Genomic DNA, 21,622 nt, shown 5'->3' on the forward strand with positions numbered 1-21,622 from the left:
GCGGCCCGGCCGGCCCGACCCGTCCCGGAACGCAAAGCGCCCCCCACGCACCCGCCAGAGCCCACTTACCCTTGCTGCCTTCCGGCCCTGGGGGAGTTGGGTGAGATAGCGCCACGTGAGGGGCTGGCCCCACCCTAGCGGATGGAGGGCCCCGGAATCGAGCCGGACCCCGGCCGGAGCTCCACGCGACGATCACGTTCGCTAGCACCCCTCAACGTCTTGTATTGTTTGCCCCGGAGGATTCGCCTAGTGGCCTAGGGCGCACGCTTGGAAAGCGTGTTGGGGGCAACCCCTCACGAGTTCGAATCTCGTATCCTCCGCCATTGCTCTCACCGGGCAATACGTTGAAGAGCCCCACCGCTTGCGGTGGGGCTCTTCTTCGTTCCTCAGACCTCGTTGTCCTGGTCTTTGTCCACAAGGACCTTCGCCGAGGGGCCCCAGATGGCCTCCGCGATCTTCTGTGCCACGTCCTTCAGCATGGCGTCGGGCACGTGCAGGTACCGCGCACGCATCCGGGCAGACGTTCCCGGCTCCCAACCCATGATCTGGTCGATGACCCGGTCCGGGACCCCCAGCAGCATGAGCACCGTCGCGGCGGTGTGCCGTGCGTCGTGCAGGCGCGCATCCCTCACCCCGGCGTCGCCGATGAGCTTCTTCCAGTCGTGGTAGTCCGTGTTCGGGCTGAGCGGACCGCCGCGCGGCTTGGTGAACACGTACTCGGACTCGGTCCACAGGTCGCTGGCCGCCTTCCGCTCGCGTGCCTGCACCTCCTTGTGCGCCCGGAGCATCCGAACCAGAGGGCCCGGCAGGGGCACCGCGCGCCGCCCCGCGCGCGACTTGGTGTTCTTCGTCTCGCGCCGCACCTGGCTGCGCAGGGGGCAGTACCCGGCCTTCCGGCCGCACGGGGCGGCTTCCTTGCAGCCGTGCGCGTACTTCGGTCGCAGCCGGTTCCGGCGCAGCTTCAGGTACTCGTTCTCCAGGTCCACGTCAGCCCACCGGAGTCCCAGCGTCTCCCCCTGCCGTAGGCCGAGCGCGAGGGCGAGCATCCAGCGAGCGCTGTTGCGGCGCTTGTTCACCTCGATCAGCAGGCTTTGGATCTCCTCGACCGAATAGGGCTCGATCTCGTCTTCGGCCTCCTCCACGCGCGGCGGCTTGGCCAGCGCGGCGGCGTTCTTCGCGGCGTGGCCGCGCCGTACCGCTTCGCCCAGGGCGGTGCGCGCGGTTCGGTGGGCCTGGTGAGCCGTGGCGGGCTTGCTGCCCTTCGCCTTCATCCGGCGGTAGAGGCTCTCCAGGTGTTCCGGCTCCAAGCGGTCAATCCTGTGCCTGCCGATACCGGGAACGAGGTGCACCCGGACGGCTACCTCGTAACCGTCGTAGGTGTTCTCGCTGACGACTTCCTTGGCGATGTTCTCGACCCAGTGCCACAGCCACTTCTCGACCGTCCACAGCTTCCCGGGCTGCTGGGCAGTCCCCTGGTCACGCTGCTTCTCCAGCCGCTTGACCTCCTCCATGAGGAGATCCTCTGTAGTCCGGGTGATGTGCCTCCGGTACGGCTCGCCGTTGTCCCGGTAGCCCATCGGCACCCTGGCGTGCCAGCGTCCGTCCTTTCCGAAGTAGATCGCGGTCTCGCCGTTGGCGCGGCGGGTGCTCTTCTTGCTTCTCTCTGCCACAGGCAGACTCCTGTCTCAGGTAGGTCGGGGCGGCGGGCTACCCCGCTGCGTGGGGTCACTGCTCCGGCGTCGTCATGCCGCGCGTTGAGCGGTGCGGAGACGGGCTACGTACGCGGCCGGCGCATCAACCGGGACCCTGCGGAGTCCGCCGATCACGACGGACTCCAGTGCGCCGGTGCGGATGAGGGCAAAGCAGGTGGTTCGGCCGACCCGGAGTCGGCGGGCTGCTTCCTCAACAGTGAGCAGCACCAGCGTTGGATCTACCGCGTGGGGCGCGGCGACATGGGTGTCGGGCATGGCTCGCTCCTTGGCGGGCCGCCACAGAAACCACGCAATACACAGAAACCCGGGGTGGAGCCGCTGACCTGCGGGAACGAGGGGCTTGGGGCTGGTGGGTGGGCTGCCACAGAAAGGGCGGGAAGTCCCACAGAAATAGGCGGTCCGGGGTGGGCTCGTATTTGTGTGGTTCTTCTGCGGGTTTCTGTGGCAGCCGCCCGGTAGCCCTCCTTGAGGGCATACCTGCAGGTCAGGGCCGGGTGGGGCTATTTCTGTGATTCTGTGGTTTCTGTGGCGGGGGTCAGAGGGTGGGTTCGCTCAGCTGGGGGTGGATGAGGTAGCGCGGGGACGGCGGCCGGCCGCGCCCGCCGGTGCGCTGGGCGGGCTGGCACCGGACGTACCCGTGGTCTTCCAACAGGTCCAGCACGGGGTCCAGATCGGCGACGGTGGGGAACTCGGAGCGGGAGAGCTTGACCATGAGGTCGCGCTTGCTGACCTCGCTCCACTTCTGGGTGCGCAGCAGCTCCAGCACGGTGTGAGCGCGGGAGGCGGTGTGGTCGGCGCCCATGAGGTCGAAGACGGCGAGGGCGTGGCTGGTGAAGTAGTCCGAGAGTTTGACCGCGTTGCGCATGGTGTCGGCGGTGATGGGCTGGGTGTGCCCGTTGTCGGTGTGGGCGGACAGGTGCAGCAGCCCTGCGAGGCGGCAGGTCGCACCGCCCAGTTTCGCGGCCCAGTTCCTGATGTGGCCGAGGTCTCCGCCGCGCTTGCGCAGTCGCGGTTCCTGTCGCCGCTCGTAGGCGGCCAGCGCTTCGTTCGCCTCGGGGGTGAGCTGGAGTACTGCCGGGTCGGTCCAGCCTGCGAGGGCCATCGTCAACGCGGTGACGCGCTCCTCGTAGGCGTCGGCGACGTCCTCGGAAAGGGGCTCGGGGAGCACTTCCCGGTAGCCCACGAGGTCTTCGGGCAGGGAGTACAGGAACCGGCCCAGAAGCCCCCTGTCTCCTGCTCCCTTGATGCGGCTGATGTCTTCCAGAACCGAGGGCTGCACCGTCTGTCCCATGGTGAGGGCGGGGGCTTCGATGAACTCTTCGCGCCCCCGGCGGTCGACGCGCAGCCGGTCGCCTGCCTGTCCTTTGAGGAAGACTTCCATGTTGGGTGTGCCCGAGTAGCGGCCGGCGATGATGTCGAAGATGCCGCCCTCGGCGGACATGACGGAGAGCCTGCCGCCCTGTTCGGCCAGGAGCGAGGCGATGACCTCGGGGGTGGCGTCGTCGGCCAGGAGCCGGGGCTTGGTGGGCACGACGATGGACTCCGCGACCTGCGCGAGGCCGATGGCTTCGGCTACGAGCTGGTCGCGCTTGTCTACCTCCGCGCGGGCTGCCTTCATAGCCGCGTTGTCCGCGACTTCCTTGGCGAGTTTCGCCGTGAGCTCGGCTTCGATGATCGCTCCGGCCGATGCGGCTGCCAGCAGTGCCTCGCACCTGTAGAGCGGGTTGGTCATCAGGGCGAACACCGCCGATTTCCGGCTACCCGGGGGCAGGGCCATGACGACGAACACGTTGACGGGCTCGCGCCACCGACCTCGGACGTGAACCACAGCGCGGCCCCCGGCGGCCGTGGACAGGACCGCCAGGGCAAGGGAGGCGGCCGCGTCCACGGACGTCTGCGTCTCCTCTGCCACGCCACGCACGAAGTCTCCGAGCCATGCCGGGAAGACCTCGGTGGGGAACGCCGGCAGCTCACGGCGGGCGGTGAGCGGGATCGGCTCCTCCCACGGCGCGGTAGCTGCCTGCTGGGCGTCCAGAGCTTCGAAGCCCGCCCACAGTTCCGAGCTCTCCACCGGCTGTGTGGTCATGCGGCCCCTCCCAGGGTGTTGCGGGCGCTGCGGTGGATGCCGTCTCGGATGCTCGCCGCGACGCGGGAAGGAGCGAGCCCCTCCGGCGCGGCGGCGGTGAGCGCGTCGGTCACCTCGTCCTCGGTGAGGGTCCCGGCGGCGATGAGCCTGCCGAGGGCGTACGCGGCGTTGTAGAGCGTCGTGTTCTGGGCGCCAGTGACAGCAGCCGCGACCTTGGCGACCTCGCCGTTCAGAGCGGCCGTCGCGTACCGGTCCGCCTTCCCGATCCGGGATCGGAGAACGGCTACGGGGACCGGGGCAGGTGCGGGCGGTGTGGTGAGGAGGTCACCGAGCCACGTGGGGAGAGCAGCCGGGGGCGCGTCGTGAATGATCTCGTACGAGCCCGTACCGACCGCGCTGCCGGCCGCGACCACGTACCCGCCCCAGGCTCGCGTGTCGACCTTCCACCCCAGGCGCCCTGCGCTGCCACGCAGCTGCTTTTCGGCGGGGGCGGTGAAGTACAGGTGCTGTCCGCCACGGCGGGTGCGGACCGTGAACGTCTCGGTCGGCAGCCGTTCACCGGCGCGCTCGCAGAGCATGGCAAACACGTCCAGGCCATCGGTTGCCCCCGCCCATTCCACGGGCGCGGGTCCGTCCTCGTCTTTGGGGATGTCGAGGTCCACGACCAGAAGTCCGGCGGGGCCGGTGGCGATGCCGACGTTGTACGGGGCTGCCTGCCAGCACGCGGTGATCTGCTCGGGGTCGAGGGTGGCGCGCTGTTCGGGGGTTCGGTGGCCGTCCGTGCAGCGGCCGCTGCGGGGGCAGTTGCGTTCGGGGTGTCCGGCGGGCCGCTTGTCCCCGGGGCGGAGCGGGAAGACGGGCCAGCCGCGCTCAGCGGCGGCGAGCCCGGCGTTCAACAGGTGGGCGTTCATGCTGCTGCCTCCTCGCTGCGGGTCAGGAACGCGGTGGCGATCCAGCGGGTATAGGCGGGCGGCAGGGCCTCGCGCAGGGCGAGGTGGTCGTGGGACCAGTCGATGCCCTTGGCTTCGCGGATCTCGTCGGCGGTGGCCTTGCCGCCTCCCTTGCCGTAGGCAGCGACGTAGGGGCCGTCGAAGTACTCGCCGTGCCGCCAGCCGCGAACCCTGCCCCGGTGTGCGGGGTGGGCCGGCGGCGCGGTGGTCCAGTTGCCGAGTTCGAAGTAGCGGTGCATCAGCACGGCCAGCCCGAACTGTTCACCGCACAGCCGCAAGTCTTTGCGGACCTCGGAGCCGGCCACGTTCTCGATCACATACGGCCGTCCCACCGCGTCGAGGGCGGCCCGGGTGGGGGCGATGAGCCTCGGGTGCCTGCGGCCGGTGCGGGCGTTGCGTGCGGCGTTCGTGCCCTTGGTTGGCGCTCCCTCCCCCTGGCAGGGAGGGGAGGCGTGGATGAAGTCGAATTCGTGACCGTGCTCGCGGATGAACTCGACGGCGTCTCCCTGGTGGAAGGCATCACCGCAGTAGTCGGGCTGCGGATTGATGTCCACTCCGGTGACGTGCCAGCCGAGGTACTGGTAACCGCGAGCGGCCCCGCCGATGCACGAGTAGGCGTCAAGCACCCGCAGGCGGGATCGCCTGATCGGGGTGGGTTGCGTCATGCTGGGGGTCTCCTGTTTCTGCGAAGGGACTGGGGAAGCCGGGGCGGTCGCGGTCTTTGGAGAGAGGCGACCGCCCCGGGCACAGCTACAGGTCGGTGAGCGTGGCGGTGGGGATCTCGTAGACGTCGATGACGTCCTTGACTCCGTGCCAGCGGCCGGGGGTGTGGTGGATGTAGACCACGTGGAGCGGGATGCCGTCGCGGCCGGTGAAGGCGTAGACGTTGACCGCGTCCACGTTCTTGGGGCTCTTGCGGGCGCTGCGGATGTGGGACAGGGCCGCGATCACGCTGATGAGCTCGGGCCGGTAGCTGAGACCGTCGACCTGCGTGTGCATCGTGGGGTGCTGCGTGGTGCTCAGGGCGGGGCTGGAACTCATGGCGTTCTCTCTCAGTAGTGGCGGAGCCAGAGGGCGTATTCCTGGCGGACGTAGCCGCGGGGGTCTTCGGTGCGGGGGCCGTCCGCCTGGTCGATTTCCATCAGGCGGTGAGCCGCTTCGGTGGCGCAGGTCGCGGCGTCGCCGCCTACGGGGTCGTCGTCGGTGAGGGCGATGCGGTCCAGGAGTGCGGCCTTGCGGAGCCAGAACTCCCGGACGTGGATGCCGCTGAGGCAGTCACAGACTCCCCGTACGGTCCATCCGATTTCGCTGATGACGCTCGGCGCGGTGGCGTATGCCGCCTCGGGCCCGGTCACCAGTCCTTCCTCTCGGCCGAGGGCAGTTCGGGCAGTCCCGCCTCCGTGATGGCCTGCGGGCTGAAGCCGGGAAGGCCAGCGCGGGTGATGAGGGCATTGGCGAGCTGCTCGGCGTAAACGGCGCCGGAGCGAGCGACTTCGATCTGGGCCCCGGCGCGCAGCGCTTCGACGCGCTCGACATGGGCGTGGTCCGCGCGCCGGCCGAGGGTCTGCCGCTCGTACGTGACTGCTTCTCGGCGGTCGGTGCGCCAGTAGCGGGCGGCGAGTCCGTACGCGACGGCGGTGGCCAGCGCCCACAGCAGGATCGGCAGGGAGAGGCCATCGGCGTATCCGGCGACTCCGGCCAGGGCCAGCCCACCGGATGCGGCGAACGCGGTTCCGGCGATCACGCTGCCACCGGAGTGGTTGCCGGAGGAGAACGCGCCTGCGGTCGCGGCCCCGGCGGCCAGGACGACCATCAGCGCGGCGTTGCCGACGGAGTGTTCGGCGCCGTTGGCGTTCCAGATCCGGCCCAGAATCAGCACGGTCGTGGTGGCCACGGCGGGGGCCGCCTTGGGGGCGAGGTCGAGTGCCCAGTGCCGGTAGGTGATGGGCTCGCTCATGCTCGGCTCCCCAAGTCGGTGACGGCGTTGAGGACGGCGGTGGTGAGTTCGTTGATGGGGCCGGAGGCTCCCGTGGAGGCGAGGAAGAAGCCGAACATGATGGCGATGAACGCGGAGCCGTAGCCGAGGGTCTTGGAGCGGAGCAGGAAGAACAGGACCAGCCCGAACAGGGCGACGAGGGAGACGGTGATGGCCATGGGTTATCCCTTCGGGGCGAACGTCTTGCGGGGGGCGGGGTTGGCGTCGCGGTAGAGGTGCAGCCACAGGTTGTAGAGGTGGCGGCCGACGCGGATGCGCTTGCCGTGGCCGTCGCAGCGGCGGCAGTGCTTGCCGCGCTTGAGGCGGCCCTTGCGGTCGGTCTTCATCGCGTAGCCGAAGCCCTTGCATTTGCGGCAGGTGCCGAACGGGCTGGACACGCACACACTGACGTAACCGAGTGTGACGATGAGCAGGCAGGCGCTAGCAAGGAGGACGGGGGTCATGGGGTGCCTTCCGGGCAGGCTTTCCGGTGTTTTCGCAGGTCGGCTGCTAGGTGCGAGATCGCTGATGGGGGCCGGTTCGGGGTGCTAGCGGGGGTGCTAGACCTAGCAGCGATGGCCGCTAGGTCTAGCAGCGGTGCGAGTCAGCTCCCGGACCGCTTGCCGTCACGGAGGGTGATGGCGGTGGTGATGTCTGCGCGGGCGACGCCTCGGCGGGTGGTGCCCTTGCCTGCGGTGGTGGAGCCCCAGACGTCCTGCGCGGTGATGCCGTGCGGCTTGAGGTTCGTGGTCACCGTCTCGGCCTTCCAGCCGCTATAGACCTCGGGGCGCAGCGCGGCGAGGCGGGCGGCGACCTTCTCGTTCCAGACCTTCTCCTCATCGGCCGGCACGACCCTGAGGATGTCGGCGAGGAGGTCGAAGGAGGCTTCCCCACTCTCGGGTTCCTGGCCGATGGCGTGGCCGGTGACGTTGCCGTACTCCTCGCGCATCCGGCGGGCCCGCACAACGACCTGTTCGGCTCCGAGCGCGTCCACGAACGCCGAGGCCACGATGCGCGGGTCATCTCCTTCACCGGCCATCCAGCAGATGCCACGGTCGGTGCGGGAGAACATCGTGGCCCGGTACCCCGCCTTGTACATCGAGGTACCGAGCACCATGTCGTTGGCGGGCTGACCCATGACCTTGAGGCAGAACCGCAGCACCGCGTTCGCGGAGATGCCGGTGGGCAGCGACTTCGCATCGGGGCGCTGGGTGCCGAAGAGCGTCACCATGCCGAGGGCCGGGCCGCGCTTGCACAGGTCGGTTGCGATCTCTTCGAGTTCCTTGCCGTACTTCTCGTGCTCGAAGGGGACCTGGCACTCATCGAATCCGGCGACGATCGGGTGCAGCCCGAGGCTCTTGTCGTTGGCCAGGTCCGCAGTGACCTTCGACTCCGGGCAGCGCGAGCGGGGCAGCGACTTGATGACCTTGGCCCGGCGCCGCAGCTCCTGGCGCAGCTCCCGCAGCGATTCGAGGACGTAGAGGATGTCTTCGTCTTCGTCTCCGGCCCGGTAGCGGTGGCAGACCGGCTCCAGCGCGCCGAAGTCGCCGGTGCCCTTGAAGTCGAACGCGTAGAGCTGGGCGCGCGGGTCGAGTGCGGCGATGAGCAGGAACAGGCGCATCAGGAACGTCTTGCCCATGCGCGGGATGGAGCCGACGACCACGGAGGCGAACATCAGGGTGACGGCGACGTCGCCCATGCGCTGGTCGTTGCCGAACACGACCGGCTTGAACAGGTCTACCTGCCCGGACTTCAGCAGCGGCCAGGCGGGCTTCTTGGTCTCGTTCATGGGCTTGTCGCCCACCCACAGGATCAGGCGTCCTTCGTGCTCGGTCGGGTCTGAGGACGGCCACACGGAGCCGACCTTGCGGCGCAGGCCGGAGGCGAGCGGCTTGCGGGCCTCCATGATGTCCTCCGGGGTGACACCCCACGGGAGGTCGAGGTCGGCGCGGTAGCCGGGCCCGTCCCGGGTGATCTCCGAGGTGAACCGCAGGCCGTTCATGTCGCCGCCCTTCTTGATGGCGGCCGACAGCTTCGCGTTCCCAATGTTGTCCAGCGCCCGGAGCACGAGCATCCCGGTGAGCTTCTGGAGTTCCGTCTTCAGCACGGCGGGCCCGATCACCGGCTGGTCCTTGGGGGCGCCCCAGAATCCGGCGGTGAGCACGGCGGCGGAGGCGAACACCGCAAGCCAGCCAGGGGCCATGACGTACATGGTCAGCGCGAAGCCGGTACCGAAGATCAGCGCCACCACGGTGACCAGCGTCCGCAGCCGCACCCGGCTGTCACGCTGCCGCGACAGTTTCAGGTACTCGGCGGTGTTCTCCTTGTAGACCTCGTACGCGCGGAGCGGGGCCGCCTCGGCGTCCCACACCCACGCGTTGGTGTCCCGGACCAGGCGGGCCACGCCGCGCGGGGCGAGCCGCCCGAGCTGCAGCGCATACCAGGGGGTGCGGATCCCGTGGAAGGCCGTGGCGTAGAACGCGTTGCTCGCGGCGCGCTGGGTGGTGGAGACGAACCCCGGCTTCGACTTCAGCCAGGAAGGGACGATCGGCAGCCGCTTGTAGGTCGTGACACCCGGAGACGGCAGGTCCGGCGAGTCGACCGGCCGCAGCCGCGGCGACTCCTCCTCATCGTCGTCGTACCGATCGGCCGGCGGAGCCGGGATGGTGGGGCGCTTGGTGGTGATGTCGAAGACCTCGGCGCCGGGGCGCTCCAGGTCCTCGCTCTGTTCAGTGACGTGGACATCAGACACGGTGGGTCTGCTCCCTTATAGCGAGCGGGGTGGAAGGGGTCCGGACGACGCCTTGGACGGCCGACCGTCCGGGCCCGGCATGCGCAGGTCTATGCAGCTCAGAGGCTGATGGCCCAGGCGAGCGCGTCGGCGCCCTCCTGGACGGTGATGTCGTTGCCCTTGAGGTAGGCGCCGTACATCGCGTTGGCCCTGCGGGCCACATCGGCGGCCGTCGCGCGGGGGCGGCCGCCGCTCCACGCGCCCCAGGCGCACAGCTCGAACGCGGCGTGACGGGCCTTGCGCTGGCGGGCCTCGGCACGGCGCTTGGCGCGACGGCCGCTGTTGCGAGCCTCGCGGCGCTCGGCGTCGGCGTCGGCGGAGGTCTTGAGGGTTTTGGTAGCGGTGCTCATGGCTGATCTCCTGGATTGGTCCGAGAGGTTCAGGCAGCGCGCTGTTCTTCGGGGTAGGCGCAGGGCACGCACGTGCCGAGCGAGGCCGGGATGACGTATCCGGCGTCGGTGGAGCACTGGGGGCAGGTGCGGCGGGCGAGCATCGCCAGGGCGAGCGCGTCCCACTTGCGCGGGGTCATGGGCCGGACGGGCTTGGCCAGGTCTACGCGGTACAGGTAGGCGGTCAGCGGCTCCCGCCGGTAGCGCGGTCGCTCAAGCTGAGCCACGACGTCCTGCCCGCCGGGGCGCAGACCGGCCGCGCGGAGTTGACGGCGCGTGGCCAGCCCGTCCGGGGCGAGCCTCCATGAATAGACGGGTATGCCGTGCCCGGCCATCACGCGGCCGTCGCTTCAGAGGCGGTGGCGCGCTCGGCCTTGAGCGTGTCGCGCAGCAGACGGCCCCTGGCGGACGACGTACGGACCGCCTTGCGGATCGCCTCGGCGGTCAGCTCGCCATCGGACCAGTTGGCCGTGACCGACCGGGCCTCGTCCAACAGCTCATCCGAATCGCGCGTCGGTCGGGGCGCACGGGCCGACTTCGGTACCCGACCGGTCGCCCGACGCGGAGCCGACTCCGCAGCTGCGACCGCCTTCATCGGAGCCGACTGGGGAATCTCGACCGGCTCGACTACCGGAACCGACTCAGGCAGGGCGACCGGCTCGATGACCGGTGCCGAGTCGACTGACTCGGGGGCCGGGAGTTCGGCCGCTACGGGCGGTGTCTTGGGGGCCGACTCATGCAGGTCAGACCCCAACCGATTTACGGTGAACTCTGCCGTTTCATGCTGATTTGTGGGGCCGGTGAACATGGCGGCCAGGGCGGCGTCCGCACCGCTGGTGAGCCGGTCCCGCTGGACGTCCAGGAGCCGAGCACCCAACGACGCATCGCCCAACCCAACCTTCCGGGCCAGTCGCCACGATGTCCGGTCGGACGACTTCCGCACCCTCGACTGCGGGTGGTTCGCCGCCCGGGCCCGGTGGTAGGCCAGGGCCCGCACCACGGCGGCCGCTTTCGCTTCCGCCTCGATGTCGCGTCCGTCTTGGTGGACCACGATCCGCCGGGCCAGGAACGCCATGCCCTCCGCCGCGACGCACATGCCCATCGGGGTCACGGCGTAGATGACGGTTCGGCCCGGGTCATCAGCGGCCATCGCGGCCATGACCGACGCGGCGGCCGGCAGGGCCCACAATCCCACCCGGATGATCCCCGGGGAGGACTGGCCGAGCATTGTCAGCCCGAGGAGTACCAGCGCCAGAACGGCGGTCGCACCCTCACCGGCCGCCACCGCACCGAGCGCAGTGCCGGAGCCGTAGGCACGGCTGATGTTGCTGTACGTGCCCACCCCACCGGCGACGCCGGTGGCGAGCATGGGCACGAACGCGGCCGTCAACACGATCTTCTGTACCTTGCTCAGTGCGTTGCGGGTCGCCATCACGCCGCCACCCCGCTCGTGCCCCGGCGGCCATCGCGGCGGCCGTTGACCGTGCCCACCTCGGGGACGCTCAGCCGGTGCGCGATGCGCCAGCCCCCGCCACGCTGCTTGGCCCGGTACATCTGCTCATCCGCCCGGCGCAGCAGCGTGGACAGGTCACCGTTTCCGGTGCGGTAGTAGGCGGCCCCGATCGAGGTACTCACCTCGATTGGTCGCCCGTCGAACGGCACGGGCCGGTCGAGTCGGCCGGTCAGCATGAACAGGTCGGCGCGCAGCTTGTCGATGCCGTAGCCGGGGATCAGGGCGGCGAACTCGTCCCCACCCAGGCGCCCGGCGACGCCGGCGTGTTCCTCTGCCCACCGGCCGAGGCGCCGCCCGGTCTCACGGATGACCTCGTCACCGGCCGCGTGGCCGAGGGTGTCGTTGATCGCCTTGAACCGGTCGAGGTCCAAGACAAGTACGGCGCGCTGGGACCCTCGGGCCAGGCTCTTGCGGGCCCGCTCCTCGAAGGGCTCCCGCGTCCACAGCCCGGTGAGCGGGTCGCGGCGGGCCGTCTCGATCCGGCGCTGCATCCACAGGCTGTGCACAGACCAGCCGGACGCCAGAGGAAGCGCGGCGGACAAGGCCGCCAAGGTGTGGCTCATGCCACACCGCCGATCCGGCGCCGGTGAAGCGACCAGCCGATGTGCTGGACACCGAAACCGAGCGCGGCCACCCCGAGCAGCCAGCCCTCGTGCACCGCCACGGCGCTCACGGTGCAGCTCACGACGGCCAGCGAGCCGAGCCAGATCAGCACCCGGTGCAGGTCCTGCATCGATCGGGCGCTCATGCCGCTTCCCCCACCCAGGAGGAACGGCCGGCGTCGCGGGCGGCACCCCGCAGGAACGGGACGGTACGGGTGAGCGCGTCGGCGTAGAGCGCGTCCCACGCGGCGATCTCGTCCCCGCCCTCACCCAGCGCGGCCAGCTCCGCGATGACCTCGCGGGCCACCGCCTCACGGGCCGCCCGCTCCTGGGCCGTCTCCGGGGTCAGCGGGCCCCGGAACAGGTCCCGGTCCAGGCCGACGGGCAGTTCATCGAAGCCGAGCGCCAGCTCTTCGAACTCGGCCGGGTTCACGATCTGGTGGTTACCGATGTACGAACGCATGTGGATCTCTCCTGATCGGCGAAGGGAGCCGGGGCGGTCGCGGTCTTTGGAGAGAGGCGACCGACCCCGGGGATGAAGCCCGTGCTCGCGGCTCCCCTCAACCCCGCCCGTTCATGACGGGCGGGGCGGGCAACCGGCCGCAGCACAAGGGCTACGGAAAGGTGAAGAGGCCGAGCGAGCGGCGCCGGACGGGAGCCCGGGGCCGCCTCGCGTGGCGGTTGTGCGGTGACGCGAAGGGGCGCGGCTGGCCGCACCGGTCCAGTACGGCAGGCGCCCACAGATGTCGAAGGAACACAGCAACCTCCAAGCCGGAGGAGCGAGGCTTCGCCGGCGCACCGTTGCCACGGCGCCCGGTCCCGAGCCAGAGAGTCGGGTGCGTCATCGTCACTGCTCTGACGCCAGCAGGGCGGCGCGTACCGGGTGGCACCCCTTTGAAGCGGGGTGTTCTCCAGAGCCAGCACGCAAAAGAAGGTGTTGCCGCCGACGACTGCCCGTCGCCTGGGGACGGGGATCACGCCCCGACTCGTCTTCGGACCCATCGACCACCCAGGAGCAGGTGGCTGGGCCGGCACGCTGTTGAGTTCTTAAGGAACGGACGCTGCCTTCGTACTCGCCCCCTCGGGCTTTCCTCCGGACGCACATACGGGTTGACCCGCACCGCCGGACAGGCGGGCGTTGTCGAGCTGGGCCTGAGGTCCCTTGCGGAAGCCCTAAGCAGCTCTGCCTCAGAGTGCACTGTGAGGCAGAGTTGCGCAACCCCCCTCGGAACAAGCGGGGGCGGGTACTGGTTCTCTCTGTGCCGCTTGGGCACTATGAGGCAGTGACAGTGAAGAGACTTGGGGTGCAGATGGTCGAGTGGACCGGCAAGCCCGCCTACCAGCAGGTGGCGGACCAGCTACGCGGGAGGATCGCGGCCGGCGAGTTCACAGCGTCGGGCAAGCTGCCCTCGCTGGCCGAACTCCAGAAGACGTATGGAGTCACGGTCACCGTGGCCCGGGACGCAATCCGTCAGCTCAGGACCGACGGCCTTGCAGTGAGCCACCAGGGCAAGGGGGCGTTCCTGACCGTGGACTCCGCCAAGGCCGCGAGGCTCGCAGACCCCGCTGGCGCCATCACCGAGCTGCGGGAAGAGGTCGCCGACCTCAGAGGCGAGGTAGCGGAGCTCCGTGAGCGACTCAGCGCGCTCGAAGGGAACTAGGCGTCGGCTTGATGCGGCTTGGGGCTGCCCTTCTTGGGCGGCCCCGCCCTTGCTGCGATGCATGAGCACCTCCTCGGTCGGCGTGGTTCTAGTTCACCGCCTCAGCGAGGAAATCGGTATCACAAGCAGCTACCTGACAAACACTCAGCCGTTTTACACATCCGCTTACACACGCGCTATCACGAAGTTTGGTGTACCTAGTCGGACCGCTACATTGGCGGCTCCAACAGCTATCTAGGAGGGGCAGATGGCTCGCAAGAACCCAGACTGGAAACCTGAACTCCTGCACCAACACCGCGAGAAGTTCGGACTGACCCTGGAAGACGTGGGGGAAAAGCTGCGCGAGATTGCCGAGCGGCATGGCTTCAACATCGCGGCCAACTTCCAGACCGTCTGGGGACACGAACGAGGATCGATATACCCGGGACCGCACTACCGTCGGGCTTATTGCCGCCTCTATCGTCGCAACGAAGCCCAACTGGGCTTCCGTGCAGCCCTGCCCGGAGAGGATGCCCCCGTGGATTCAATCCCGGTGGCCACGAACCGCACCTTGCCTGACCAGTCCGAGGCAGTCAGGCAAGCACTTGGCAGTATCCGCGCCGGCACTGCCGACGTGGACAGTGACGCCCTACGAGACCGAGTGGTCGACGCATGGCGTCAACGCACGACAGGTGGCAGCAACGACGGTCCGTCCGTGGTCCTGGTGGGAGGTTTCGCAGGATCCGGCAAGTCCGAGTTCGCGAAGTTCCTCGGAGGCGTGACCGGCTGGCCGATCCTAGACAAGGACTCACTGACGCGCCCACTCGTCGATCAGCTTCTGATCGCACTCGGTGGTGAGGCCCACGACCGGAGCTCGGCGCTGTACCGCGAGAAGGTGCGGCCGCTCGAATACCGGTGCCTCATGGAAGCGGCCTGGGACAACGTCGACTGCGGGATCTCGACAATCCTCGACGCGCCGTTCGTTGCCGAGTTCGCTCAGGCTGATTGGATGCAGCGTTTCCAGAACCGTTGCAGGTCCAAGCGGGTGTCCGTGGCGACAATTTGGGTCGAGTGCGACCCGGAGTCCATGCGGGAGTACATCGAGTTCCGGGGTGCTGCCCGCGACGCCTGGAAGATGGAGGCCTGGGACGAATACATCGCCACGGTGGACATGGAACTCCGTCCAAAGGGTCCCCACTTCGTAGTGGATAACCGGCTCGGCGCGGCCGTAGCCCTGGTCGATGAGGCCCGGGACGTATTGAGCGGAGCCGACCTGTGACGCGGTCCGGCGTGGTCCTCTACGGGCCGCCCAGCTCCGGGAAGGACACGGTTTCAGCGGAGCTGTCTCGGCTCCGCCCGGAATATGAGCTCTTCCAACGCCTCAAGGCCGGTCCCGGCCGGACAACGGGCTACCGGCTCACCACAGCCGAGCACATCGAGCAGCTGGCCCGAGACGGCGAACTCCTTTACCGGAACTCCAGGTACGACGCCGCGTACGCCATCGACACGCTGGGAGTGTCCACGCTCGTGGACTCCGGGCGTATCCCCGTGTTGCACATGGGCCAGGTCACCGGCGTCAGGGCAGTCGGAGCATTCCCAATTCCCTGGGCAAAGGTCCTGCTTTGGTGTCCGCGAGATGTCACAGAGGAGCGTTGTCAGGGGCGTGGTGACAATGATCTGGAGACGCGACTCAAGGTCTGGGACGAGACCCGGCGGGATCTCCTGGACCATGCGAACGACCCGTGGTCTCTCGTGATCGAGACACAGAATCTCGATCCGTCCGAGACTGCGCGCGCTATCGATCAAGCAGTTCAAGGCGGAACGGCCGCCGAAGTGCGTGACATCGCAAGGTTGGTCGGATGACGACGCTCGGCATTCTGCATCCCGGGAGCATGGGCGCTGCTGTCGCTGCCCAAGCCAAACGCACAGGTACAGAAGTCCTTTGGTGCCCGGACGGGCGGAGCGAGGCCACCCGAGAGAGAGCACAGCGGTACAGCCTGAGCGAGGTACGCGACCTTGCGGAGATGACCCAGCGCTGCGAGGTCATTCTCAGTCTCTGCCCGCCGGCCAACGCCGAAGAAGTGGCGACAGCGGTTGCGGCGGAGTCCTTCGCCGGAATCTATGTCGACGGGAACGCGATCTCACCTGCGCGCATGGCGAGGATCAGCACGGCGCTGGCCTCGCGCGGCGCGACAGTAGTCGACGGCTCGGTCATCGGCTCGCCTCCTTCCGAACGGAAGACCCCGCGCCTGTATCTGTCGGGGCCGGACGACGCCCTGGCCGCCGTGGCCCTGCTGTTCCAAGGCACCGCCGTGGCTCCGCACCTTTTGGAGGGCGGAACCGGCAAGGCCTCCGCTCTGAAGCTCTCCTACACCAGCTACCAGAAGAGCAGCCGGGTGCTGGCAGCCGTCGCCTATGCCCTCGCCGATGACCACGGGGTGGGCGAGGAACTCCTCGCCATCGCACAGGGCCGCTCCACGAGCTACCTGGCTGAGACCGCGTACATCCCGAAGGTTGCTGCAAGGTCGTGGAGGTGGGCCCCGGAGATGCGGGAAGCCGCGGACGCGCTCGATGAGGCAGGCCTACCGAGCGACCTCGTGGCAGCCTCAGCGCTGGTTATGGAGCGCTGGGCAGGTTCGCGGGACCAGAAGCTGGACATTGGTGAGGCCCTCGCGAGGCTTCACACCGCGCCGGAGGCGTGATGCGCGTCTTGCTCCAGCAGCAAGCTGATTGCCTCTGAGGCAGTCCTCGACTCAACGTCGGGGCTGCGGACACCTGCCGGCCACTGCCGCCCGGCGGAAATCCATGCCGTCCGCAGCCCCGCCGCGCGGCCACCTTCGATGTCTGTCTCGGGGTTGTCGCCCACCATCCAGCCCCCCTTGGCGAGGGTGGTGCCACAGCGCTCTGCGGCAGCTTGGAAAACTGCCAGGGCGGGTTTCCGCACGCCGACCTCTCCCGACGCGCAGACACCGTCGAACAGGTCCGCCAGCCCCGCACTCTCCAGCTTGGCCCGCTGGATGTCCGCAGCACCGTTGGTCACCACTCCGAGCGTCCAGCCGATCGCCCGCATCTGGCTGAGGGCATCAGGCAGCCCGGGGAGGCAGCGTGCGCGGGCGGACATGCCCGAGACGTACTCGCTCCACAGGGAGGCGGCCGAGCCGCTCAGCCCGAGCGGGTCCCTGAGTCGATCGAAGTCAGCTGGGTAGGCCCTCGCGCGCAGCGTGTCCCCCAGCAGGAGCTCAGCGTCGGGAGCGAGGCCCCGGGACGCGCTGAAATCCCTGACCCACCGTTTGAGCGCAGCCTGTCGATCGATCAAGGTGTTATCGAGGTCGAAGAGGGCGAATAGCTGCACACAGGTACGGTACGCGGGCCAGATGGGGGGCGTCCGGGCGTGGCAATCCTTGTCCTGGTCTTTGTCCAGTACGCCCACGGTCGCGACCGTTCAGCGCCGTACGCCTAGCCCGACTGGCCTGCCCCCCGAACCCACCTGAACGCCCCCGGACGGCCGTGCGGACAGTTGGAAAGCGTGTTGGGGGCAACCCCTCACGAGTTCGAATCTCGTATCCTCCGCCATTGCTCTCACCGGGCAATACGTTGAAGAGCCCCACCGCTTGCGGTGGGGCTCTTTGCGTTGCCTCCGCCGACCGTGCTCAGTGGAGGACCTGTCATCCTGCCGAACACCCCCGGCGCCAGGGCGGGCAGGGTGGGCAGGGCGCGTCCGCGGCTCGATGTCACCCGTGGGCGGGGGTCTTTCGCCCTGCGAGACGTCCGCACCCACCGGATGGGCCATCCTTGAGCCCGGTGCGGACTGGCCGAGGGCCGGCCGCGGCCCGTTTCCTGGCCGGAGGAGAGGTTTCCATGGCGCCCGGATCAACGCTGACAGCTTGGCTGAGCGGTCTCGACGGCCCGCGCCTGGCACGCGTGCTCGCGACACGGAACGACGCCGCGTCCCCTCCGGAGCCCCGCTCGCTCGGGGAGCTGGCGGACCGCCTTCAGCGGCCGGGGTCGGTGGCACTCGCGCTGCCCCTGCTCACCCTGCCCGACTTGCAGGTGGCCGAGGCCGTGGCGGCGCTCGGGACGACCCCGTCACGCGAGGCCCTGGCGAAGCTGCTGGGAGCCACGGCAGGCGAGGCCGGCCTCGCACTGGAAGCGGTCCTGGAGACTCTGGCCGGGCACGCGCTGGTCTGGCCGGACCACAACGGAAGGCTGCACACGGCGGCACCGTTGCGGCAGGCGTGGGACGCACCGCTCGGGCTGGACGCACCACTCGCGGAGCTGCTGGCGGACCTGACCTCCGACGAGCTGCGCGGCATGTTGGCGGCGCTGGGCATCAAGCCGCCCGGCACCAAGCAGCAGCGTATGGCGGCGCTCGTCGCGCACCACAGCGACCCCGACGTCATTGCCGAACTGGTGGCACGAGCACCCGCGGTCACACAGAAGCTGCTGACCCGCCGGGCAGGGTCTGCGCCGAGGCAGACGCAGGCCATCGTGTTCGGGACCCCTGGCCCCGTCCTCGAACCGGGGGCGCGATGGGCACTCGACCGGGGCCTGCTGATCCAGGACCGCCGCCGATACGGTCCCGCGCGTATGCCCCTCGAAGTCGCGCTGGCGTTGCGCGGGCCCACTTGGCACGCCCCCTTCGCCCCGTTTCCACCGTCCCCTCAGCTGGTGTCCGTCACCCCCGCCGAGGTGGAGCGGGAGGCCGCGGCCGCGGCCGCGGCGTTGCTGGCCCAGGCCGCCTCGGTCCTCTCGGCCTGTTCCTCGGCTCCGCCCGCCAGACTCAAGTCCGGTGGGATCGGCGCGCGTGAGCTGGCCCGAATCGGCAAGGCCGCCCATGCCGACGATGCCGGGGTCCGCATCACCCTGGAGGCCGCGTACACGGTCGGGCTGCTGGCCCGGGTCGGCGACCGCGTGGCACCGACCCGGGCCTACGACGTCTGGGCGGAACAGGAGCCCGCGGAGCGGCTTGCCACGCTGCTCCAGGCATGGCGGGAACTGCCGCTCACCTCCACCCGGGCGCGCGACGAGGACGACAAGGCGCTACCTGCCCTCGCCGGAGCGCCGCCCTGCAACGGCTGCCGCCAGGCCCGCCACGGGCTGTTCGCCGCAGCGGCACAGCTCCCGGCCGGTCAGGGGGTGAAGAACGCTTCCGATCTCGGACCGATGGTGGCCTGGCATCGCCCGCTCGCCGACACCTCACCCACGGACATCACCCCGTTCGCCACGGTGATCCGCGAGGCCGAAATGTTCGGAGTGATCGCCCGAGGCGCTCTGTCGGCTCTGGGCGTCCATCTGCTCGCCTACGACGCGGAAGGACTGACCGCCACCTGCCGCCGACTACTGCCCCCGGCCGCCGAAACCGCCCGGATCGGCGGCGACCTCACCGCCGTCGTCGCCGGCACACCGGCCGCGCGGGTCGCCGTGGTCCTCGATGCCACCGCTGACCGGGAAACCAGTGGCACGGCCTCGGTGTGGCGGTTCAGCTCCGGCAGTATCCGACGGGCCCTGGACGCCGGCCGGGCCCCGGGGGACATCGCGGCCGATCTGGCCGCCATCGCAGCCGGGCCCCTGCCCCAACCGCTGTCCTATCTCATCGCCGACACCGCGCGGGTCCACGGACGCGTGCGCATCGCCCCGGCCGCCTGCGTCCTCCACGGCGAGGAGCCGGCGCTCCTGGCCGAACTCGCCGCCCACCGGGGGCTCTCCAAGCTCGGCCTGCGCCAGCTCGCGCCGACTGTTCTGGTCAGTCGTAGCTCGCTCGACACGACCCTCGCAGCGCTCCGCGCCGAGGGTTACGCCCCCGTCGCCGAAACGGCCGGGGGAACCGTACGCGTCGAGAAGGTCCGGCCCCAGCGGGCGGCCGCTCCTGTTCCGGCCCCTCGGCAGACCGGCGACAAGCGCGGCACCCGAAGCACGGCCATCCACACGTCGAAGGTCCCGGGCGGCGCCGACATGGACGATCTGGCTGTCCGACTGCTGGCCGCCCCACCGATCGCGCCGGAACCCGACCCCTTCGGCAGCGGAGTCCCCTTCGGGACGGACACCGAAGAAATCGTCGCCGGATACGCGAAGCACCTGTCGTACAGCGATGTCCGCCAGCTCGCCCAAGCCATCGACGCCGGCACCGCCATCACGGTCGAGTACGTCGCGACCTCGGGCAGTCGCACCGTACGCATCCTGAGCAGCCTGGAACTCGACCCGCCCTACCTGGAAGCCTGGTGTCACCTGCGTGAAGCCGAACGCGTCTTCACGCTCTCCCGCATCCACGGCGTCATGCCCCATTAGGCCGGTCAGGCGTCCAAGGTCAGCGCTCCCACAAGCGAGGAACAGCATGGTCGTCCACACCGCCGTTCCGCTCGGCGCCGGGGCTCCGCCGGTTCGCGGCCGGGTCTGGTACGCCTCGTACGGCTCCAACATGCACACCGACCGGCTGGCCGCCTACATCGCCGGCGGGACACCGACCGGCTCGACGCGCTCGTATCCCGGCTGCCGGGACCGCCGGGCGCCGGAGCGGTCGATCGCCGTCCAGCTCGACGGGTGCCTCTACTTCGCCACCGAGTCCCCGGTGTGGCAGGGAGGCAGGGGCTTCTACGATCCGTCGGCGCCGGGCCGGCTGCTGGGGCGCGCCCACCTCCTGACCGTGAGCCAGGTGTCGGACATCGCCGCACAGGAGATGTACAGGGAACCGGGGACGGACCTCGACCTCTCCAGGGTGCTGCGCGACGGCCGCGACGCCTCGGGCAGCGGCCGGTACGAGACCTTGATCTGCCCGGGGACGGTCGAAGGCATCCCGGTGCTGACGTTCACCGCCCCGTGGTCCCTCCGGGACGTCGAGCCGCTCATGCCGTCCGCGGCGTACCTGCGGTACCTGGCGGGGGGACTGCTGGAGTCGGGGCCGTGGCGGGAGCAGGAGATCGCCGACTACCTGTCCGCCTGCCCGGGCGCGGCCGGCAACTGGACACCGCGACAGGTGCTCGACCTGCTCGCGGAGCGGCCTGCCGGAGGGCGGCCTGCCGGGGAGCGGCCTGCCGGGGGGCTGCCGGGGGCCCGCGCTTAGCGTGGGGCCAATGGACACGGCACAGGAGTTCGAGGCGCACCGACCACGGCTGTTCTCGCTGGCGTACCGGATGCTCGGCTCGGCGGCCGAGGCCGAGGACGCCGTGCAGGACGCGTACCTGCGCTGGCACGGCGTCGAGCCCGGCCAGGTGGCCGCGCCGGGCCCGTGGCTGGCCAAGGTGCTCACCAACCTGTGCCTGAACCGGCTGACCTCCGCCCGGGTACAGCGCGAGGAGTACTTCGGGCCCTGGATCCCCGAGCCGGTGGGGACCGGTGCCGGGGCGCTGGGGCCGATGGAGACGGCGGAGCAGCGGGACTCGGTGTCGTTCGCCGTGCTGACGATGATGGAGCGGCTGTCGCCGCCCGAGCGGGCCGCCGTGGTGCTGCGCGACGCCTTCGACTACAGCCACCGGGACATCGCCGGCGTACTCGACTGCTCGGAGGCGAACGCGCGCCAGCTCTACCGCCGGGCCCAGCAGCACCTGGCCGACGGCCGGACGCGGTTCACCACCTCGCGGGAGCAGGACGACGAGCTGCTCGCCCGGTTCCTGGCCGCCGCGTCCGGGGGCGCGATGGCGCAGCTGGAGCAGCTGCTCTCCGACCAGGTCGTCGTCTGGTCGGACGGCGGCGGCAAGGCGAGTGCGTCGAGCCGGCCGGTGGCCGGGCGGGACAACGCGGCCCGCTTCCTCGTCGGTCTCTTCTCCCGGTGGGTCAACGGCGCGCAGATCGGGTTCACCGAGACGAACGGCGTGCCGGCGGTGGTCAGCTGGGCGGACGGCGAGCTGAGCGCGTTCGGGGCGCTGGAGCTCGGCGAGGGCGGGATCACCGGCGTCCGGCTCGTCCTGAACCCGGACAAACTCGCCTTCCTCGCGACTCAGCTCCGAGAGCTGTCACAGAACGGCTGACCC

At 69.7% G+C, this 21,622-nt stretch carries 25 protein-coding genes, 1 tRNA gene and 1 other RNA gene; 8 read left to right on the forward strand and 19 right to left on the reverse strand.

The features are described from left to right. Positions 1–29: 29 nt before the first annotated feature. An RNA gene (ffs, locus tag OG247_RS20790) (signal recognition particle sRNA small type) lies at positions 30–128 on the reverse strand. A gap of 107 nt (positions 129–235) precedes the next feature. On the opposite strand from ffs, the gene OG247_RS20795 reads away from it, so the two are divergent. Then, positions 236–323, forward strand: a tRNA-Ser gene (locus OG247_RS20795). A 63-nt stretch (positions 324–386) separates the two neighbouring features. On the opposite strand, the gene OG247_RS20800 is transcribed toward OG247_RS20795, so the two are convergent. From OG247_RS20800 to OG247_RS20880, 17 genes are all read right to left on the reverse strand, one after another. After that, positions 387–1,670, reverse strand: a complete 1,284-nt coding sequence (locus OG247_RS20800) for a tyrosine-type recombinase/integrase (protein WP_327253654.1) — start codon at positions 1,668–1,670, stop codon at positions 387–389. A 72-nt stretch (positions 1,671–1,742) separates the two neighbouring features. Continuing rightward, the gene (locus OG247_RS20805) at positions 1,743–1,967 is read right to left on the reverse strand and encodes a helix-turn-helix domain-containing protein (RefSeq protein ID WP_327253655.1); all 225 of its coding nucleotides are present in this window, start codon (positions 1,965–1,967) and stop codon (positions 1,743–1,745) included. A 280-nt stretch (positions 1,968–2,247) separates the two neighbouring features. Next, positions 2,248–3,798: a YfjI family protein gene (locus tag OG247_RS20810; RefSeq protein WP_327253656.1), complete on the reverse strand. Its 1,551-nt coding sequence runs from the start codon at positions 3,796–3,798 to the stop codon at positions 2,248–2,250. After that, entirely contained in the window at positions 3,795–4,709 is a 915-nt protein-coding gene (locus OG247_RS20815) for a bifunctional DNA primase/polymerase (RefSeq protein WP_327253657.1), read from the reverse strand. The genes OG247_RS20810 and OG247_RS20815 overlap by 4 nt, the downstream gene beginning before the upstream one ends. Further along, positions 4,706–5,413 (reverse strand): class I SAM-dependent methyltransferase, encoded by a 708-nt coding sequence (locus tag OG247_RS20820; RefSeq protein ID WP_327253658.1) that lies wholly within the window; start codon positions 5,411–5,413, stop codon positions 4,706–4,708. Before OG247_RS20820 ends, OG247_RS20815 begins: the two co-directional genes overlap by 4 nt. An 85-nt stretch (positions 5,414–5,498) precedes the next feature. After that, positions 5,499–5,789: a hypothetical protein gene (locus tag OG247_RS20825; RefSeq protein ID WP_327253659.1), complete on the reverse strand. Its 291-nt coding sequence runs from the start codon at positions 5,787–5,789 to the stop codon at positions 5,499–5,501. An 11-nt stretch (positions 5,790–5,800) separates the two neighbouring features. Further along, complete coding sequence (locus OG247_RS20830; RefSeq protein ID WP_327253660.1) at positions 5,801–6,103, reverse strand: hypothetical protein; 303 nt, start codon at positions 6,101–6,103, stop codon at positions 5,801–5,803. Then, entirely contained in the window at positions 6,100–6,705 is a 606-nt protein-coding gene (locus OG247_RS20835) for a hypothetical protein (protein WP_327253661.1), read from the reverse strand. The genes OG247_RS20830 and OG247_RS20835 overlap by 4 nt, the downstream gene beginning before the upstream one ends. After that, positions 6,702–6,902 carry a hypothetical protein gene (locus tag OG247_RS20840; RefSeq protein ID WP_327253662.1) on the reverse strand — a complete coding sequence of 67 codons (201 nt, stop codon included), beginning with the start codon at positions 6,900–6,902 and terminating at the stop codon, positions 6,702–6,704. The genes OG247_RS20835 and OG247_RS20840 overlap by 4 nt, the downstream gene beginning before the upstream one ends. A gap of 3 nt (positions 6,903–6,905) precedes the next feature. After that, the gene (locus OG247_RS20845) at positions 6,906–7,187 is read right to left on the reverse strand and encodes a hypothetical protein (RefSeq protein WP_327253663.1); all 282 of its coding nucleotides are present in this window, start codon (positions 7,185–7,187) and stop codon (positions 6,906–6,908) included. 140 nt (positions 7,188–7,327) lie between these two features. Then, positions 7,328–9,475, reverse strand: a complete 2,148-nt coding sequence (locus tag OG247_RS20850) for a cell division protein FtsK (RefSeq protein WP_327253664.1) — start codon at positions 9,473–9,475, stop codon at positions 7,328–7,330. A gap of 98 nt (positions 9,476–9,573) precedes the next feature. Then, positions 9,574–9,864, reverse strand: a complete 291-nt coding sequence (locus OG247_RS20855) for a hypothetical protein (RefSeq protein WP_327253665.1) — start codon at positions 9,862–9,864, stop codon at positions 9,574–9,576. A 29-nt stretch (positions 9,865–9,893) separates the two neighbouring features. Then, positions 9,894–10,238, reverse strand: a complete 345-nt coding sequence (locus tag OG247_RS20860; RefSeq protein ID WP_327253666.1) for an RRQRL motif-containing zinc-binding protein — start codon at positions 10,236–10,238, stop codon at positions 9,894–9,896. Continuing rightward, on the reverse strand, positions 10,238–11,335 hold the full coding sequence (locus OG247_RS20865; RefSeq protein WP_327253667.1) for a conjugal transfer protein: 1,098 nt from the start codon (positions 11,333–11,335) through the stop codon (positions 10,238–10,240). The genes OG247_RS20860 and OG247_RS20865 overlap by 1 nt, the downstream gene beginning before the upstream one ends. Next, positions 11,335–11,979 (reverse strand): GGDEF domain-containing protein, encoded by a 645-nt coding sequence (locus OG247_RS20870; protein WP_327253668.1) that lies wholly within the window; start codon positions 11,977–11,979, stop codon positions 11,335–11,337. The genes OG247_RS20865 and OG247_RS20870 overlap by 1 nt, the downstream gene beginning before the upstream one ends. Continuing rightward, on the reverse strand, positions 11,976–12,164 hold the full coding sequence (locus OG247_RS20875; protein WP_327253669.1) for a hypothetical protein: 189 nt from the start codon (positions 12,162–12,164) through the stop codon (positions 11,976–11,978). Before OG247_RS20875 ends, OG247_RS20870 begins: the two co-directional genes overlap by 4 nt. Then, positions 12,161–12,481, reverse strand: coding sequence for a hypothetical protein (locus tag OG247_RS20880; protein WP_327253670.1), 321 nt, complete (start codon positions 12,479–12,481; stop codon positions 12,161–12,163). The genes OG247_RS20875 and OG247_RS20880 overlap by 4 nt, the downstream gene beginning before the upstream one ends. 820 nt (positions 12,482–13,301) lie before the next feature. Between OG247_RS20880 and OG247_RS20885 the strand changes: the two genes are divergently transcribed. The 4 genes from OG247_RS20885 to OG247_RS20900 all read left to right on the forward strand — a co-directional run bounded on the left by OG247_RS20885 (position 13,302) and on the right by OG247_RS20900 (position 16,360). After that, positions 13,302–13,679: a GntR family transcriptional regulator gene (locus OG247_RS20885; protein ID WP_327253671.1), complete on the forward strand. Its 378-nt coding sequence runs from the start codon at positions 13,302–13,304 to the stop codon at positions 13,677–13,679. 247 nt (positions 13,680–13,926) lie between these two features. Continuing rightward, a complete protein-coding gene (locus OG247_RS20890) occupies positions 13,927–14,937 on the forward strand; it encodes an AAA family ATPase (RefSeq protein ID WP_327253672.1) in 1,011 nt (336 codons plus the stop codon). Between the two features lie 11 nt (positions 14,938–14,948). Beyond that, a complete protein-coding gene (locus tag OG247_RS20895; RefSeq protein WP_327253673.1) occupies positions 14,949–15,521 on the forward strand; it encodes a guanylate kinase in 573 nt (190 codons plus the stop codon). Then, a complete protein-coding gene (locus OG247_RS20900; protein ID WP_327253674.1) occupies positions 15,518–16,360 on the forward strand; it encodes an NAD(P)-dependent oxidoreductase in 843 nt (280 codons plus the stop codon). Before OG247_RS20895 ends, OG247_RS20900 begins: the two co-directional genes overlap by 4 nt. Here the strand turns inward: OG247_RS20900 and OG247_RS20905 are convergent. After that, positions 16,339–17,088, reverse strand: a complete 750-nt coding sequence (locus tag OG247_RS20905; RefSeq protein WP_327253675.1) for an HAD family hydrolase — start codon at positions 17,086–17,088, stop codon at positions 16,339–16,341. The two genes, OG247_RS20900 and OG247_RS20905, sit on opposite strands and share 22 nt — an antisense overlap. 428 nt (positions 17,089–17,516) lie before the next feature. On the opposite strand from OG247_RS20905, the gene OG247_RS20910 reads away from it, so the two are divergent. The 3 genes from OG247_RS20910 to OG247_RS20920 are packed head-to-tail and all read left to right on the forward strand — an operon-like array spanning position 17,517 to position 21,619. Next, a complete protein-coding gene (locus OG247_RS20910; RefSeq protein ID WP_327253676.1) occupies positions 17,517–19,943 on the forward strand; it encodes a helicase-associated domain-containing protein in 2,427 nt (808 codons plus the stop codon). Between the two features lie 46 nt (positions 19,944–19,989). Further along, entirely contained in the window at positions 19,990–20,715 is a 726-nt protein-coding gene (locus OG247_RS20915) for a histone deacetylase (RefSeq protein WP_327253677.1), read from the forward strand. Positions 20,716–20,725: 10 nt separating this feature from the next. Continuing rightward, positions 20,726–21,619, forward strand: coding sequence for an RNA polymerase sigma-70 factor (locus OG247_RS20920; RefSeq protein ID WP_327253678.1), 894 nt, complete (start codon positions 20,726–20,728; stop codon positions 21,617–21,619). Positions 21,620–21,622: the final 3 nt, after the last annotated feature.

The sequence above is a fragment of the Streptomyces sp. NBC_01244 genome (genome assembly GCF_035987325.1).
Classification (GTDB): domain Bacteria; phylum Actinomycetota; class Actinomycetes; order Streptomycetales; family Streptomycetaceae; genus Streptomyces.

What these genes read in the sequence shown, in the direction of transcription:
- OG247_RS20865 (WP_327253667.1), bottom strand. Translation starts at nt 11,335, where the DNA reads ATGGCGACCCGCAACGCACTGAGCAAGGTACAGAAGATCGTGTTGACG.
- OG247_RS20810 (WP_327253656.1), bottom strand. Translation starts at nt 3,798, where the DNA reads ATGACCACACAGCCGGTGGAGAGCTCGGAACTGTGGGCGGGCTTCGAA.
- OG247_RS20915 (WP_327253677.1), top strand. Translation starts at nt 19,990, where the DNA reads ATGGTCGTCCACACCGCCGTTCCGCTCGGCGCCGGGGCTCCGCCGGTT.
- OG247_RS20835 (WP_327253661.1), bottom strand. Translation starts at nt 6,705, where the DNA reads ATGAGCGAGCCCATCACCTACCGGCACTGGGCACTCGACCTCGCCCCC.
- OG247_RS20825 (WP_327253659.1), bottom strand. Translation starts at nt 5,789, where the DNA reads ATGAGTTCCAGCCCCGCCCTGAGCACCACGCAGCACCCCACGATGCAC.
- OG247_RS20890 (WP_327253672.1), top strand. Translation starts at nt 13,927, where the DNA reads ATGGCTCGCAAGAACCCAGACTGGAAACCTGAACTCCTGCACCAACAC.
- OG247_RS20845 (WP_327253663.1), bottom strand. Translation starts at nt 7,187, where the DNA reads ATGACCCCCGTCCTCCTTGCTAGCGCCTGCCTGCTCATCGTCACACTC.
- OG247_RS20920 (WP_327253678.1), top strand. Translation starts at nt 20,726, where the DNA reads ATGGACACGGCACAGGAGTTCGAGGCGCACCGACCACGGCTGTTCTCG.
- OG247_RS20820 (WP_327253658.1), bottom strand. Translation starts at nt 5,413, where the DNA reads ATGACGCAACCCACCCCGATCAGGCGATCCCGCCTGCGGGTGCTTGAC.
- OG247_RS20840 (WP_327253662.1), bottom strand. Translation starts at nt 6,902, where the DNA reads ATGGCCATCACCGTCTCCCTCGTCGCCCTGTTCGGGCTGGTCCTGTTC.
- OG247_RS20910 (WP_327253676.1), top strand. Translation starts at nt 17,517, where the DNA reads ATGGCGCCCGGATCAACGCTGACAGCTTGGCTGAGCGGTCTCGACGGC.
- OG247_RS20870 (WP_327253668.1), bottom strand. Translation starts at nt 11,979, where the DNA reads ATGAGCCACACCTTGGCGGCCTTGTCCGCCGCGCTTCCTCTGGCGTCC.
- OG247_RS20875 (WP_327253669.1), bottom strand. Translation starts at nt 12,164, where the DNA reads ATGAGCGCCCGATCGATGCAGGACCTGCACCGGGTGCTGATCTGGCTC.
- OG247_RS20880 (WP_327253670.1), bottom strand. Translation starts at nt 12,481, where the DNA reads ATGCGTTCGTACATCGGTAACCACCAGATCGTGAACCCGGCCGAGTTC.
- OG247_RS20900 (WP_327253674.1), top strand. Translation starts at nt 15,518, where the DNA reads ATGACGACGCTCGGCATTCTGCATCCCGGGAGCATGGGCGCTGCTGTC.
- OG247_RS20815 (WP_327253657.1), bottom strand. Translation starts at nt 4,709, where the DNA reads ATGAACGCCCACCTGTTGAACGCCGGGCTCGCCGCCGCTGAGCGCGGC.
- OG247_RS20855 (WP_327253665.1), bottom strand. Translation starts at nt 9,864, where the DNA reads ATGAGCACCGCTACCAAAACCCTCAAGACCTCCGCCGACGCCGACGCC.
- OG247_RS20805 (WP_327253655.1), bottom strand. Translation starts at nt 1,967, where the DNA reads ATGCCCGACACCCATGTCGCCGCGCCCCACGCGGTAGATCCAACGCTG.
- OG247_RS20860 (WP_327253666.1), bottom strand. Translation starts at nt 10,238, where the DNA reads ATGGCCGGGCACGGCATACCCGTCTATTCATGGAGGCTCGCCCCGGAC.